Consider the following 14616-nt stretch of genomic DNA (forward strand, 5'->3'; position numbering starts at 1 on the left):
CGCACTTGATATTGACAAAAAACGACAGGAGTTTCCGGATGTCATCTTTTTTAAAGACGACACCGCCTGAAACTATGTTTTCCTGACCCGGTACCCTACAGCGCAGGATATTGATGTATTTTGCGTCCTGCGCTGGCGGGCTGGCGTGTTCAGGCCGGAACGCCTGTCTCCTCCCGTGCCAGCCTGACCAGTGCCGTCAGGACCTTGCGCGCCTGCGTGATCCGCTGGGCGTTGGTCATTTCGCGTATGATCGCAAGCTTGTGGTCGGGACGCAGGCGGACATTGGCTTCCTTCTGCTTCGCAATCCACGCCACCAGCCCCGCCGGGTTGGCGAATGTGTTGCCACGGAACTGGATGACCATGCCCTTTGGCCCGGCTTCCAGCCGCTCTACCCCGGCCTCGCGGCACATGCGTTTCAGGGTGACGACATCCAGCAGGTTGCGCACTTCGTCAGGTAGCGTGCCGAAGCGGTCCACCAGTTCGGCTTCCATTGCCTCGACCTCCGCATCATTGGCCAGTGCCGCGATACGGCGGTACAGGCCCAGACGCACCGGCAGGTCGGTGACATAGGTGTCAGGAATCAGCACCGGCAGGCCAAGGATGATGTTGGGCGTCCAGTCGCGGTCCTGCAGCTTGCGCCGTCCCTTTTCCGTGCGCAGGTCGGCCACCGCGTCTTCCAGCATCTGCTGGTACAGTTCTATGCCCACTTCACGGATATGGCCTGACTGCTCGTCGCCCAGCAGGTTGCCAGCCCCGCGGAGGTCAAGATCGTGGGACGCCAGCGTGAAGCCCGCGCCCAGCGTATCCAGCGTCTGCATGACTTCCAGCCGCTTCTGCGCCGCCGCTGACAGCACATGCGTCTGCGGCCACGTCAGGTAGGCATAGCCACGCTGCTTGCCACGCCCTACGCGCCCCCGCAGCTGGTACAGCTGACCCAGCCCGAACATGTCGGCACGATGGATGATCAGCGTATTGACCGCAGGCATGTCCAGGCCGCTTTCCACAATGTTGGTGGATAGCAGGATGTCATATTTGCCATCACTGAACTCGGTCATGACCCGTTCCAGCTCGGTTGGCGTCAGGCGGCCATGGGCCTGTACCAGCCGGGCGTCCGGCACGATTTCGTGCAGGCGCGCGGCCATGCGGTCCAGGTCCTCGATACGTGGCACGACACAGAACACCTGCCCGCCACGGAAGCGTTCGCGCTGGATCGCCTCCCGGATCACCACGCTGTCGAACGGCATGATGAAGGTGCGTACCGCCAGCCGGTCGGTGGGTGGGGTGGCGATCAGGCTCATTTCCCGCACGCCGGTCAGCGCCAGTTGCAGCGTGCGCGGCAGCGGGGTGGCGGAAAGGGTGAGCACATGCACGTCCTCACGCAGCGCCTTGAGCTTTTCCTTGTGGGCCACGCCAAAATGCTGTTCCTCGTCGACGATCAGCAGGCCGAGATCAGCAAACCTGACCGTCTTGGCCAGCAGCGCATGCGTGCCGATCACGATATTGACCGTGCCATCGGCCAGCCCCTTGCGCACGGCGGTGGCTTCCTTGCCCGTCACCATGCGCGAAAGCTGCGCCACATTGACCGGCAGCCCGGCGAAGCGGGCGGAAAACGTACGGTAATGCTGGCGGGCGAGCAGCGTGGTCGGCACCACCACGGCCACCTGTGCGCCGGACATGGCGGCAACAAAGGCGGCACGCAGCGCCACCTCCGTCTTGCCAAAGCCCACGTCGCCACAGACCAGACGGTCCATCGGCTTGCCCGACGCCATGTCGTCCAGCACGTCGGCAATGGCGCGGGACTGGTCCTCGGTCTCGACAAAGGGGAAGCGGGCGCAGAATTCGTCCCACATCCCGTCTTCCGGCGTAATGGCCGGGGCTTCACGCAGGGCACGCGCGGCGGCCGTGCGAATCAGTTCCCCCGCCATGTCGCGGATGCGCTGCTTCATCTTCGCCTTGCGCGACTGCCATGACACGCCACCCAGCTTGTCCAATGCCACATGGGCCTGATCCGAGCCGAAGCGGCTGAGCAGTTCGATGTTTTCCACCGGCAGGAACAGCTTTTCATTGCCGTCATAGATCAGGCGCAGGCAGTCATGCGGCGCCGTGCCCACGCCAATCGTTTCCAGCCCGTCATAACGGCCAATGCCGTAATCCTGATGAACGATCAGGTCGCCTTCGGCAATTTCCGATGCTTCGGATATGAACTGGTCCGCCTTCTTGCGGCGGCGTGGCGGGCGGGAAATCCGTTCGCCCAGCAGGTCCTGTTCGGACACGAAGGCCACGTTGTCGGCCACGAAGCCACGATCCAGCCCCAGCGTCAGCAGGCCGACGGTGCCGGGCTTCAGTTTCTGCGCCTCCTTCCACGTGGCGCAGGTCTGTACCGGCAGGCGGTATTCACGTAGCAGCACACCAATGCGTTCGCACGACCCCCGGCTCCATGCCGTGACATAGGCGCGCCTGCCGGTCTGGGACCATTCCTCCACCTTCGCATGCAGCATCGGAAAGACGTTTTCACGTCCCTCGGTCACGGTTTTGGCGAACATCTGGCCCGGCCTGCCGCCCGCATCCATGCCCGGCGCGCCGTCAGGCTGGGCAAAGGGCATGAATACCACGGCCTTCCGGCCCACAATCATCGCATCCCACCCCTTGCGGTCGAGATACATGAGGTGCGGCGGCAGCGGGCGGTAGGGCACCTCGCCCTCACGCGTCGGCTGTCTGCGGGCATCGTAATGGTCGGCAATCATTTCCAGGCGGGTGACCAGCACCTCCTCCGCCTGGTTGGCCAGTGATATGGATACGCCAGGCAGGTAGTCCACCAGCGTTTCCATCTGTTCATGGAACAGGGGCAGCCAGTGTTCCATGCCCGCATGGCGACGGCCATCGGATATGTGCTGGTACAGCGGGTCACTGGCGGCGGCAGGCCCGAACAGGTCGCGCCAGCCGGTGCGGAAACGCGAGATACTGGCCGGGTCAAGGCTGAAATCCGCTACCGGCCGCATGGTCAGGCTGTCGATCTTCGCGGTCGAGCGCTGTGTGCCGGGGTCGAAGCGGCGGATGTTCTCCACCTCGTCGCCAAACAGGTCGAGGCGCACCGGCTCGCTATCGCCTGCGGGGAAAATATCGAAAATGCCACCGCGGGTCGCGAACTCGCCCTGGTCCATCACCGTGTCGGTGCGGTTGTAGCCATGGGCGATCAGCAGTTCCATCAGGAACGGCGCATCAAGGCTTTCACCTGCCCTGATGGTGATCGACTGTCCGGCAAAGGCCGCGCGTGGCGGTACGCGCTGCACGATCCCCATCACGGTGGTCAGCACGATGCGGGGCGTCGTGGCCTTTTCCAGCAGGCGGGTCAGTGTCGCCACCCGTTCCGCCACGATGGCGGGATTGGCGGAAACACGGTCATACGGCAGGCAGTCCCAGCCCGGGAAACGCAGGATTTCCGCCTTGGGCGTGACAAAGGCCAGCAGGTCCGCGATGCGCGCCATGGAAGCATCGTCGCGGCAGACATGCAGGACAGGCCCGTCATGCTCGCCCGCCCTGCGCGCCAGCAGGAAAGCGTCATACCCATCCGGCACGCCCCATATGGGAAGCGGCGCGCCGGGTGCAAGTGAGAAACCTGCCGTATCGTTCATTTTCCGCCCCGGATCGCCGCAAGCCGCGCGGGGTCGGTGGCGTCGGCCATGATTTCCTTCATCATGGGGGTGTTGAGTTCGTCCGGCACTGGGCGGCGGCCGCTCAGCCAGTCGGCCAGGTCGGCATCCGGCAGGTCCATCACCGCTTCCAGCGCGTCAAGCTGGGCTTCGGTCATGCCTTCCAGCCGGGGGGCGACAAAGCCGCCGATCAGCACGTCGGTTTCGTGTGTGCCACGATGTGTGGCGCGGTAATATATCTTGCGCCGCCGTGTATCGAGGCGCGAGAGGTCAGGCGTTCTGGCTTCCATTGCGTTCCACCCATGATGGTTGTGTTTTGTTCCGTAACGCAGGTGTCCTATAGCCGTCATGCGGGCATCTGTCAGCCCGCATGACAAGCATGCCACCCCGCAGGATGAACCGCCGCGTGTCCGATACCGCCTCCCCGCCCGTCAATTCCCTTCTTGCCCCGCTGCTTGCGGGGGTGGAGACCCTGAAGGGTGTAAAGCCCGCCACGGCAAGGCTGCTGGCGCGGGTGGCAGGTGGCGGACGGGTGATCGACCTGCTGTTCCACCTGCCGGAATCGGTGGTGGACCGGCGGTATCGGCCCAACCTGCGGCAGGCAGAAACGGGGCGTGTATGCACCCTGCATGTCACGGTGACGCGCGTCATACCGCCCGCGCCCGGTGGTGGCCGGGGCAAGCGGCCGTGGCGGGTTGTCGTGACCGATGGCACGGCGGATGCGGACCTGGTGTTCTTTTCCCCCCATCTGGTCCGCAGGCTGGAAGCGGGACAGGACATATGCGTATCGGGCACGCTGGAACGTTTTGGTGACCGGCTGAACATGGCCCATCCCGACTATCTCGTGCCCGTTGCCCGCATGGCGGACATTCCGCTGCTGGACCCGGTATGGCCACTTACGGCGGGGCTGTTTCCCAGTCAGGTGCGCGCCGCGATCCGCGCGGCGTTCGATGTCTTTCCTCCCCTGCCCGAATGGCAGGACGCCAGCGTGCTGAAGCAGCGCAGATGGCCGGGGTTCGAGGACGCGCTGCGCACGCTGCACCGTCCGTGTGACATGCCCGACCTGCTGGAAGGCGACGCGCTGGTGGCCGCGTCCGAACGCGCCCGCGCACGGCTGGCCTGTGATGACCTGCTGGCGCAGCAGGTTTCCATGGCGCAGGCACGCCGTCAGAACCGGCTGCGGCCGGGGCGTGCGGTGGCGGGTGATGGCAGCCTGCGCCGCATTGCGCTTTCCCGCTTTGGCCATGAACCCACCACGGCCCAGATCCGCACGCTGGCGGAAATCGATGCCGACCTTGCCGCCCCCCGCCAGATGACGCGCCTGCTGCAGGGGGATGTGGGCGCGGGCAAGACGCTGGTGGCTTTGCTGGCCATGCTGGCGGCGGTGGAAGCGGGGCATCAGGCGGCCCTGATGGCACCGACCGAGATACTGGCCCGCCAGCACCTTGCCACTTTCCGTAAACTGTCGCCCGTGCCGGTCGCGTTCCTCAGCGGCAGCGTGAAGGGCAAGGCCCGGCGCGAGGCGCTGGCCATGATCGCCGATGGCACGGCGCGGCTGGTGATCGGCACCCATGCCCTGTTTCAGGACAGCGTGGTGTTCCATGACCTTGCGCTGGCGGTCATTGATGAACAGCACCGTTTTGGCGTCGAGCAGCGCGCGATGCTGGGGGAAAAGGGGCCCCAGACCGATGTGCTGGTGATGACCGCCACCCCCATCCCGCGCAGCCTGCTGCTGACGCAGTGGGGGGACATGCTGGTCAGTCGTCTGGACGTGAAGCCTGCGGGGCGCAAGCCGGTACGCACGTCGTTGCATGCGCTGTCGGCCATGGCAGACCTGCTGGCGGGGATGGAACGTGCGCTGGCGCGTGGCGCGCGCATATTCTGGGTCTGCCCGCTGGTCAGCGAGAGCGAGACGAGCGACATCGCCGCCGCCGAGGCCCGTCATGCCGCCCTGTGCGCCCATTTTGGCGAAGGCGCCGTCGGGCTGGCCCATGGCAGGCAGGATATTGCGGTGCGTGAACAGTCCATTGCCGATTTCGCGGCGGGAAAGACCCGTATCCTTGTGGCGACCACGGTGATCGAGGTGGGCGTGGACATACCCGACGCCACGGTCATGGTCATTGAGCATGCCGAACGCTTTGGCCTGGCGCAGCTGCACCAGTTGCGTGGCCGCGTGGGGCGGGGGCAGGCTGAATCCTACTGCCTGCTGCTGCACGATACCGCACTGGGCCAGACCGCGCGGCGCAGGCTTGCCCTGCTACGGGAGACGGAGGACGGGTTCCTGATCGCCGATGAGGATTTCCGCCTGCGTGGCGGGGGCGACCTGACGGGACGGCGTCAGTCCGGCCTGCCGGACCTGCGGCTGGCCAGCCCGCTGCATGTGGACATGCTGCTGCGGCTGGCGGCGCAGGACGCGCGGCGCATTGTCGATACGCCGCCCGCCGACGCCCCGCCCGCGCTGCGTGCGCGGATCCCTGCCGTCAGTTTGCTGCTTGAGCTGTTTGCCCGGGCGCGGGCGGTACGGGCGATCCGGGCAGGGTAGTCACGACGGGCGCCTTGGTCCCCAGTTCGGCCGCTGCCTGCGCCAGGAAGAAGGTTGCGAACAGGTCCAGCGGTTCGGCGTCATGTTCCATGCGCGCGCGCAGGACCGCGCCTTCCCACCCGATCCAGAAATAACGTGACAACCGTGCGCACAGCCGCCGCTGTGCCGCGGTCGGGTTCGGGCCGCATGCCGCCAGCAGGCAGTCCGTCACGCGGCGTTCCCACCCTTCCAGAATCGTCAGCAGCAATCCGTTGAACGAATCGGGCAGCATGTCGATTTCCTGTCCCAGGTTGCCGATCAGGCAGCCCCGGCGGAAATGGTGCCTCATCATGCCTGCCCGTGCGTCCTGCATGAAATTGAGCATGCGCTGCAGCGGCGGCGTCGCCCTGTCCGTCAGCCACAGGTCCATCTTGGCATTGAAATAGGTGGCGTAGCTGTCGATCAGGGCCTGCCCGAAATCTTCCTTGCTGTTGAAGCAGTAGTAGAACGAGCCTTTGGAAATGCCGGTGGCGTTCAGCACATCATCGACGCAGGTGGAAGAAAAACCCTTTTCCGTCAGCAGGCCAACTCCCGCACGTACCAGCATGGCGCGTGTCCCTTCGGGCGCACGGGCAATTTTGGGGGGTCGGCCGCGCCCTCGGCGTGGGGGAAGTGTATTGGGCATGGATCGTTTTCTTACCAGTATGAGGCATGTGAATTGAAGCGTTGGTTTTGATAATGTGCGAATGCGAGTAAAAATCAAGAATATTCCTGAATTCAATCTGCACCTTTTTACACGATTTTTTTTGCCCCCTGCCCTCACAAACTGTTCACAGATGAAAATTCGTGTGGAAACCAAAGGCCGGAATATGCTTTGGTGTTGTTGATGCCGATGCGATTTATGCTAGGGTCACCGTAGGACAGAGGATGTTTTCCTGCAGCCGCATGCCGCCTGAACGACGGTCAACGACATACAGGCAGTCTCTATTCTGCAAACGTGCTTTCATTCGGTGATGTCCCCATGGGGCAGCCACCACCTAGACCTCGGGATTACGACCGTTGAGAAGTAACAGGACCGACCGCAGCTCCCGCTCCCCGCGCCGCGGCGGGTTTGACGATGATTTCATGTCGTCACCTTCATTTGGTGATCGCGGCGCCCCGCCGCCGCGCCGCTCCTTTGGTGGCGGAGGTGGTGGTCCCCAGATCGTCGCATCCGGCCCGGAAATCAGTGCCACTGTAAAGTGGTTCAACAGCGAAAAGGGCTTCGGCTTTGTCGAACTGTCGGACGGCTCGGGTGACTTGTTCCTGCACGCAAACGCCCTGAACCCCACCGGGCATGCGACGGTCGCACCGGGAACCACGCTGGTCGTGCAGATTGGCCAGGGTCCCAAGGGTCGCCAGGTCGCGAACGTGGTATCCGTTGACGAGAGCACGGCCCAGCCCGAGCGCCCGCGTGCGGCTTTCGGCGCGGCACCCGGTGCGCGTGGTGGGTTCTCCCGCTCCGGTCGTCCCGCCCCTGACCTATCGCATGCGCAGGACATGCGCGGCACGGTCAAGTGGTACAACGCCACGAAGGGCTTTGGCTTCATCACGCCGGAAAACGGTGGCAAGGATATTTTCGTCCATGCTTCCGCGCTGGAACGTTCGGGCCTGTCCGGCCTGACGGAAGGCCAGACGGCGAACGTGCAGGTTGTCGAAGGCCAGAAAGGCCCTGAGGCAGCTGCCCTGTCGGTGGACTGATCCCCCCTACCCTGTCCTTCGTCGCCAGCATGGCGGCGTAGGCAGGGTGAACGGATAAAATGAAACAGGGCCATCCCGGTTGGGGCGGCCCTGTTTTTTATTGCGCGTTCTGCATGGCCTGCACGGATCAGTTTCCGGCGTAACCCGCCGTCGCCTTTTTAAAAAAGATGGCAATGCCCTGCGGCTTCACCCACAGCCCTGACCTTGCTGGCAGTCATGGACAGGCCTGCCGAACCGGTTTCCAGCCGGAAACATCCCCGCCACGCAAGGGTTGGGTCAGTAATCGCCACCCTTGTTACGGATCAGGCGGGCCTTGTCACGCTGCCAGTCGCGGTCCGCTATGGCCTGCCGTTTGTCAGCTTTCTTGCGCCCATCACCCACGCCCAGCGTCAGCTTGGCCAGGCCACGGTTGTTGAAGTGGATGTCCAGTGGCACAAGGGTCACGCCGTCACGCGCGACTTCCCCCAGCAGCTTGTCCACCTGTTTCTTGTGCAGCAGCAGCTTGCGCGGCGCGCGCGGTTCGAAACGCGACAGCACACCGCCCTGATATTCGGGGATATAGCTGTTGATCAGCCATATTTCCCCATTGCGTTCGCCGGCGTAGGCTTCGTTTATGGTGGCGCGGCCCATGCGCAGGCTCTTGACCTCCGGGCCCTTCAGCACCAGGCCCGCCTCCACCGTGTCCACGATGGTATAGTTGAAACGGCCCTTGCGGTTCTGGGCTGCGATCCCGGTCGAGATCATGCCGCTGCCCTTGTTCTTGGGTGCCATGGATCAGTCCAGCAGCCCGACGGCGGACAGGGCGGCCTTGACCTTTTCCCGGCTGGCGTCGCTTAGCGGGGCCAGCGGCAGGCGGCAGGTTTCCCCCATCAGGCCCAGCACGCTTGCCGCGAACTTGACCGGCACGGGATTGCTTTCGCAAAACAGCGTGTCATGCAGCGGCAGCAGCCGGTCCTGCAGTTCCATGGCTTCCATCACGTGACCGTCGTTCCAGCTCTGCTGCACCTGCGCGCACAGGGCGGGAGCAACGTTGGCGGTCACGCTGATGCACCCGTCGCCACCGGCGGCCAGGAAGGACACGGCGGTGCCGTCCTCGCCCGAGATCTGGTTGAACGGCTTTTTCACCGCGCGGCGCACCAGCAGCGGGCGTAGCAGGTTGGCGGTGGAATCCTTCACCCCGATGATGTTGGGATGCTGCGCCAGGCGCGCCATTGTCTCCACCGAGATATCGATGACCGACCGGCCGGGAATGTTATACAGGATCAGCGGGATGCTGATGGCGTCCGCAACAGCCATGAAGTGGCGGTACACCCCTTCCTGCGTCGGCTTGTTGTAATATGGCGTCACCACCAGCACGCCCGACGCCCCGGCCTGCTGCGCCTGCTGTGCCATGGCCACCGCTTCCGCCGTGCTGTTGGACCCGGCGCCTGCAATGACGGGCACGCGCCCCGCCACGGATTTTATGGTGAATTCCACCACTTTGGCATGTTCTTCATGCGTCAGGGTCGGGCTTTCACCCGTGGTGCCGACCGGCACCACGGCGGATGCGCCCTGCTGGACCTGCCAGTCGATGAATCGGCCCATGGAGGGCAGATCCAGCGATCCGTCCTCGTTCATGGGGGTAATAAGGGCGGTAATGGAACCCTTGAACATGGTTGTTTCCACCTGGATCCTGTGTCGTGGCTGTGCATGCGCCGGTGGGTCCGGCACGTTGTTTCCTGTGGTCAGCCCCGGGGCATGGGACGGACAATACCGTTATATAGACAATGGCACGGGGGGCAAAACATGCCCGCCATGCCTGTTCCCGTCAGGGTTTGCGTCGGAAGGGCGATGCGGGATAGACGCCCAGGATCTCCTGCTGTTCCGAAAAGAACGAAAGTTCGTCCAGCGCGCGCGCCAGTGGCGGGGCTTCGGGGTGGCCTTCCACATCCATCAGGAACTGCGTGGCCGAAAACGACCCTTCCAGCATGTAGCTTTCCAGCCGCGTCATGTTCACCCCCGCCGTGGCAAGGCCACCCAGCGCCTTGTACAGCGCGCCGGGCTGGTTGTTGACGCGGAACAGCAGCGTGGTCATGAAGCCCGACCCGGGCGGCGGCAGGGTCGCGGGCCTGCGGGATGCGATGTAGAAGCGCGTGGTGTTATGCGTGGCGTCCTCCACATTGCGGCGCAGGATTTCAAGCCCGTTGAGTTCGGCCGCAAGGGCCGAGGCCACGGCCACGTCTTCCTTCCGCCCCCATTCGCGTACCATCTCGGCTGCGCCGGCGGTGTCGAATTCCACCACCGGGTCCAGTCCCAGTTCGGTAATGATGCCGCGCACCTGCGCCATGGCGACGGGATGGGTATGGATGCGGCGCGCATCGGCCAGCGTGCTGCCGGGTATGCCCAGCAGGCAGTGTTCCACGCGCTGGAAATGTTCCCCCACGATGAACAGCCCCGCTTCGGGCAGCAGTGCGTGGATGTCGGGCACCCGGCCCGCCAGGCTGTTTTCACAGGCCAGCATGGCCAGTTCGGCACGCCCGTCATGCACGGCGGCAATGGTCTGGGCGAATGTCTGGCATGGCAGCGTGGTCCAGCCGGGCCGGGCCTGCCGGCATGCAAGGTCCGAATAGGCGCCGGGCCGCCCCTGAAAGGCGATGATGCGTTCCCCGTTCATGCCGCGGTCCCCAGCGTGGCCCGTGCGCGTTCAAGATCGGCGGGCGTGTCGACACCGAAGGGTGCGGTGGCGATCCGTGCGCAGCCCATGGTCATGCCAGCTTCCAGCGCGCGAAGCTGCTCAAGCTTCTCACGCTTTTCCAGCCCGCTTTCAGGCAGGCCGACAAAGCGGGCCAGCGCCGGGCGGCGATAGGCGTAAATGCCGATATGATGCCACAGCGGCCCATCCCCCCACGGTATGGGCAGGCGGGAGAAATACAGCGCCCGCGCCACCTGCGCATCCGGCCCGAAGGTGCAGGCGACCTTGACCACGGATGATGCCACGGCTTCCGCCTGATCGCGGACGGGCGCGACAAGGGTCGCGATATCGGTACCCGGATCAGCCAGCGGGCGCAGCACGTCATGCAGGTTTCCGGGGTCAACCCCCGGCAGGTCGCCCTGCAGGTTGATGACGGTGTCATGCCTCCCCTGCGGGTCAAGCTGCCGCAGGGCCTGCCATATGCGGTCGGACCCGGATGGGAGCACGGGATCGGTCAGGACCGCCGTGCCGCCCGCGCGTTCCACGACATCGGCAATTTCACGCTCCGCCGTGGCGACAGCCACGGGGCCGACACCCGCGGCAACAGCGCGGTCAAGCACATGGATAATCATGGGACGGCCGGCAATGTCGGCAAGCGGTTTGCCCGGCAGCCGGGTCGAGGCCATCCGGGCCGGAATCAGGACAATGGGATTCATGGGATCTGGGTCTGGGCCATCCGTATCTGTGGCGGCGGCGGGGGCCGTCCGCTGCCGTGCATGCTTCACACAGGGCGCGCGGCAGTCTAGGTAAGGAGCGGTTTTCATGCAACCGTATGGGAAGGACGCCCGAATTTCATGGACAGTGTACGCCTTAACCAGATCGGGGCCGCCTGCCTCTGTGCAGCACTCGCGGTCGGGGCCAGTTGGGGTATCGCCCACACTGCCGTTCCGGAACAGATCCCGGCAAAGCCCGGCGTGGCCATTCCCCACCCGGTGGCCCCCGCGGGCGCGTCCATTGATGATCTGGTCGCCAGGGCCAGCGTGGAAAAGGGCCACGCCATAGCCGACCGGCAGTGCGCCATGTGCCACAGCATGGCGCCACAGGGGCCGGCCATTATCGGGCCGGGCCTGTTTGGCGTGGTCGGCACGCATGTGGGCGACATTCCGGGTTATGAATTCTCGGACGCGCTGAAGGCGCACAAGGACGAGACGTGGACCAACACCACCCTTTCCGCATGGCTGAAATCCCCCGCTGAATACGCATCGGGCACCAAGATGTCGTTTCCCGGCATTGCATCAGAAACCGAGCGGGCGGACGTGATCGCCTACCTCAACTCCCTCAAGCCGGAGGCGCATTGATGACCACCCTGCCCGCCGGTTTCCCGCGTGATGCGGTGCTGGAGGCGGCGGGGGTCGCGGCCGATGTCGCGCGCAGCGTGGTGCTGCCGTTTTTCCGCCGGGGGGTACGCGCGGACGACAAGACCGATGCCAGTCCCGTCACCATAGCCGACCGCACGGCCGAGCGCGCGATTCGGGCCGTGCTGTCCGAACGCCTGCCCGGTTTTGGCGTGATGGGGGAGGAATTCGGGCTGGAAGGAGCTGACAGCCCGTATCGCTGGGTGATCGACCCGGTGGATGGCACGCGTGCCTTCCTGACCGGGCGGCCGACCTTTGGCACGCTGGTCGCCCTGCTGCATGACAATGTCCCGGTGCTGGGCGTGATTGACCAGCCCGTGACGGGGGAGCGGTGGATCGGCCTGCGTGGCGAGGCCACGCGGTATGTCTCCACCCTGCCCGGCACGCCCGTCACGCGCCCCTGCGGCGACGTGGGCCGGGCGGAACTGTCATGCACCGCGCCCGAAATCATTGATGCCCCCCACCGGTCCGGTTTTGACGCGCTGGCCGCCGCCGCCAAGCGCACAAGCTGGGGTGGGGACTGCTACGCCTATGGCCTGCTGGCGCTGGGGCAGATCGACATCATTGCCGAATGTACCATGAAGATATGGGACTGGGCGGCCCTTGTGCCCGTGGTGGAAGGGGCGGGCGGCCGCATGACCGACTGGGCGGGCCAGCCGCTGCGCGCTGATGGCGACGGCACGGTCCTGGCGGTGGGGGATGGCGGCCTGCTGCCCCATGTGGCGGGGCTGCTGACCCCGGGCATTGCCATAAAGTAACGGCGGTAATTGATCTTTCCCCCTAGCGGGGGCACGGCCAATCGGATAGGGACGGACCCATCTTGACCGTACACGAAGCGGGAGCACGCGACATGACCAGCCAATCCAACGGACATCTTTCCCTTCCCAAGGACAAGATCCGTATCCTCCTGCTTGAAGGCATCCATGACAGTGCCGTAAAGCTGCTGAAGGACAACGGATACGAAAACGTCACCCGCCTGAAAACGGCGCTGGAAGGTGAAGCCCTGCAGAAGGCGCTGGAAGGCGTGCATATCGTCGGCATCCGTTCGCGCACCCAGCTGACGCGCGAAGTGATCGAGAAGGCCGATCGCCTGATCGCCATCGGCTGCTTCTGTATCGGCACCAACCAGGTTGACCTGAACGCCGCGCGTGAAGGCGGTATCCCGGTTTTCAATGCGCCCTACAGCAACACGCGTTCCGTTGCCGAACTGGTCATGGGCGAGATCGTGATGCTGATGCGCCGCATCTTCCCCAAGTCCGAGGAATGCAACGCCGGGATCTGGAAGAAATCCGCCACCAACAGCTGGGAAGTGCGCGGCAAGACGCTGGGTATCGTGGGTTATGGCTCCATCGGGTCGCAGCTTTCCGTACTGGCCGAAGCATTCGGCATGCGCGTGTTCTATTACGACGTGATCGACAAGCTTGTGCATGGCAACGCAACGCCGGTCGACACGCTGGAAACCCTGCTGGAGCAGAGTGACGTGGTCAGCCTGCACGTGCCCCAGACCCCGGAAACGGCGGGCATGATTGGTGAGGCCCAGATCCGCGCGATGAAAAAGGGGTCGTTCCTGATCAACAACGCCCGTGGCAACGTGGTGGACCTCGACGCGCTGGCCGCCGCCCTGAAGGACGGCCACCTGCTGGGCGCCGCGATCGACGTGTTCCCCAAGGAGCCGAAAGCGGCTGGCGAGGAATTCAAGACCCCGCTGCGTGGCCTGGACAATGTGATCCTGACGCCGCATATCGGCGGGTCCACGGCCGAAGCGCAGGAGCGCATCGGCGTGGAAGTGGCGCGCAAGCTGGTGGAATATTCCGATGTCGGCTCCACCCTGGGGGCTGTCAACTTCCCCACCGTGCAACTGCCGGAAAACCCGCATGGCACGCGCTTCATGCACGTGCACCGCAACGTGCCGGGCATCATGCTGCAGATCAACGAGATCTTTTCTTCGGAATCCTGCAACGTCACCGCGCAGTACCTGCAGACGGCGGGCGAACTGGGTTACGTGGTGGTCGAGGCCGATACCGGCCGCGATGTGGAAAAGGACAACCGCATCCTTGACCGCCTGCGCGCGCTCAAGGGCACCCTGCGCGCGCGCCTGCTGTACAAGCAGCAGTAATGCGCGCCCGATGACGTCGGGTTCACGGAACGGGGGCATGCCGGTTGGGCATGTCCCCTTTTTTATGCCCTTTTATGCCCTGCTGTCCGGGCTTTGGGAAAGCCTGCCTTTGGGCATCGTGCAAACTCAAAGAAGTTCTTGGTGAAGCTTTTTTCAGGGCCTGTTGGGAATTAACGCGAATTGATGATTGCGGCGGTAAGATAAATCATCGCTGCGAATGATCTGTCGGTCTTGTCGCTTCGCATGGCGATGCGCTTGAACTCCTTGAGCTTGCAGAAGAAGTTCTCGATGAGATGGCGTGCCTTGAACAGGGCTCCATCGAAGGGTCGCCTGTCGAGGCGGTTCCGACGCTGGGGAATGACCACGCGGGCCCCTTGCGCGCGTATGGTGTCCACGATCCAGTGGACATCGAACGCCTTGTCAGCAAGAAGTCCCTCAAAATCAGCCGGTTCAAGGAGAGGCGCCACCCCGACCGTGTCGTAATGCTGGCCGGGGATAAGCGT

Annotated in this window: 13 protein-coding genes; 5 read left to right on the forward strand and 8 right to left on the reverse strand. The window is 64.4% G+C overall.

Translation table 11 applies throughout. The annotated features are described in order from the left end of the window. Window positions 1–149: 149 nt before the first annotated feature. Together mfd and GEU01_RS03010 are read right to left on the reverse strand one after the other, a co-directional pair. Window positions 150–3632, reverse strand: a complete 3483-nt coding sequence (gene mfd, locus GEU01_RS03005; protein ID WP_019084889.1) for a transcription-repair coupling factor — start codon at window positions 3630–3632, stop codon at window positions 150–152. Further along, window positions 3629–3940, reverse strand: a complete 312-nt coding sequence (locus tag GEU01_RS03010; RefSeq protein WP_010507900.1) for an FAD assembly factor SdhE — start codon at window positions 3938–3940, stop codon at window positions 3629–3631. The genes mfd and GEU01_RS03010 overlap by 4 nt, the downstream gene beginning before the upstream one ends. Before the next feature lie 104 nt (window positions 3941–4044). Between GEU01_RS03010 and recG the strand changes: the two genes are divergently transcribed. After that, on the forward strand, window positions 4045–6192 hold the full coding sequence (recG, locus tag GEU01_RS03015; RefSeq protein WP_019084890.1) for an ATP-dependent DNA helicase RecG: 2148 nt from the start codon (window positions 4045–4047) through the stop codon (window positions 6190–6192). Here the strand turns inward: recG and acuR are convergent. Continuing rightward, the gene (gene acuR / locus GEU01_RS03020; protein ID WP_456303505.1) at window positions 6131–6856 is read right to left on the reverse strand and encodes an acrylate utilization transcriptional regulator AcuR; all 726 of its coding nucleotides are present in this window, start codon (window positions 6854–6856) and stop codon (window positions 6131–6133) included. The genes recG and acuR overlap by 62 nt on opposite strands. A 374-nt stretch (window positions 6857–7230) precedes the next feature. Between acuR and GEU01_RS27230 the strand changes: the two genes are divergently transcribed. Next, window positions 7231–7911, forward strand: a complete 681-nt coding sequence (locus GEU01_RS27230) for a cold-shock protein (protein WP_026018460.1) — start codon at window positions 7231–7233, stop codon at window positions 7909–7911. A gap of 276 nt (window positions 7912–8187) precedes the next feature. Here GEU01_RS27230 and smpB read toward each other — a convergent pair whose 3' ends face one another. The 4 genes from smpB to GEU01_RS03045 all read right to left on the reverse strand — a co-directional run bounded on the left by smpB (window position 8188) and on the right by GEU01_RS03045 (window position 11298). Continuing rightward, entirely contained in the window at window positions 8188–8682 is a 495-nt protein-coding gene (gene smpB / locus GEU01_RS03030; RefSeq protein WP_019084892.1) for an SsrA-binding protein SmpB, read from the reverse strand. Window positions 8683–8685: 3 nt separating this feature from the next. Next, window positions 8686–9564, reverse strand: coding sequence for a 4-hydroxy-tetrahydrodipicolinate synthase (gene dapA / locus GEU01_RS03035; protein WP_019084893.1), 879 nt, complete (start codon window positions 9562–9564; stop codon window positions 8686–8688). 154 nt (window positions 9565–9718) lie between these two features. Then, entirely contained in the window at window positions 9719–10564 is an 846-nt protein-coding gene (locus GEU01_RS03040) for a prephenate dehydratase (RefSeq protein WP_019084894.1), read from the reverse strand. Continuing rightward, window positions 10561–11298, reverse strand: a complete 738-nt coding sequence (locus GEU01_RS03045; RefSeq protein ID WP_019084895.1) for a 3-deoxy-manno-octulosonate cytidylyltransferase — start codon at window positions 11296–11298, stop codon at window positions 10561–10563. The genes GEU01_RS03040 and GEU01_RS03045 overlap by 4 nt, the downstream gene beginning before the upstream one ends. A gap of 138 nt (window positions 11299–11436) precedes the next feature. Between GEU01_RS03045 and GEU01_RS03050 the strand changes: the two genes are divergently transcribed. The 3 genes from GEU01_RS03050 (at window position 11437) to serA (ending at window position 14113) form a co-directional block, all read left to right on the forward strand. After that, window positions 11437–11940 carry a c-type cytochrome gene (locus GEU01_RS03050; RefSeq protein ID WP_010507909.1) on the forward strand — a complete coding sequence of 168 codons (504 nt, stop codon included), beginning with the start codon at window positions 11437–11439 and terminating at the stop codon, window positions 11938–11940. Further along, complete coding sequence (locus GEU01_RS03055; RefSeq protein ID WP_019084896.1) at window positions 11940–12755, forward strand: inositol monophosphatase family protein; 816 nt, start codon at window positions 11940–11942, stop codon at window positions 12753–12755. Before GEU01_RS03050 ends, GEU01_RS03055 begins: the two co-directional genes overlap by 1 nt. A gap of 92 nt (window positions 12756–12847) precedes the next feature. Beyond that, entirely contained in the window at window positions 12848–14113 is a 1266-nt protein-coding gene (gene serA / locus GEU01_RS03060; protein ID WP_019084897.1) for a phosphoglycerate dehydrogenase, read from the forward strand. 170 nt (window positions 14114–14283) lie between these two features. Here the strand turns inward: serA and GEU01_RS03065 are convergent. Next, a partial coding sequence (locus GEU01_RS03065) for an IS5/IS1182 family transposase (protein WP_019084898.1) occupies window positions 14284–14616 on the reverse strand: 333 nt, incomplete at its 5' end.

The organism is Komagataeibacter europaeus LMG 18890, from assembly GCF_000285295.1.
Taxonomy (GTDB): Bacteria; Pseudomonadota; Alphaproteobacteria; order Acetobacterales; family Acetobacteraceae; genus Komagataeibacter; species Komagataeibacter europaeus.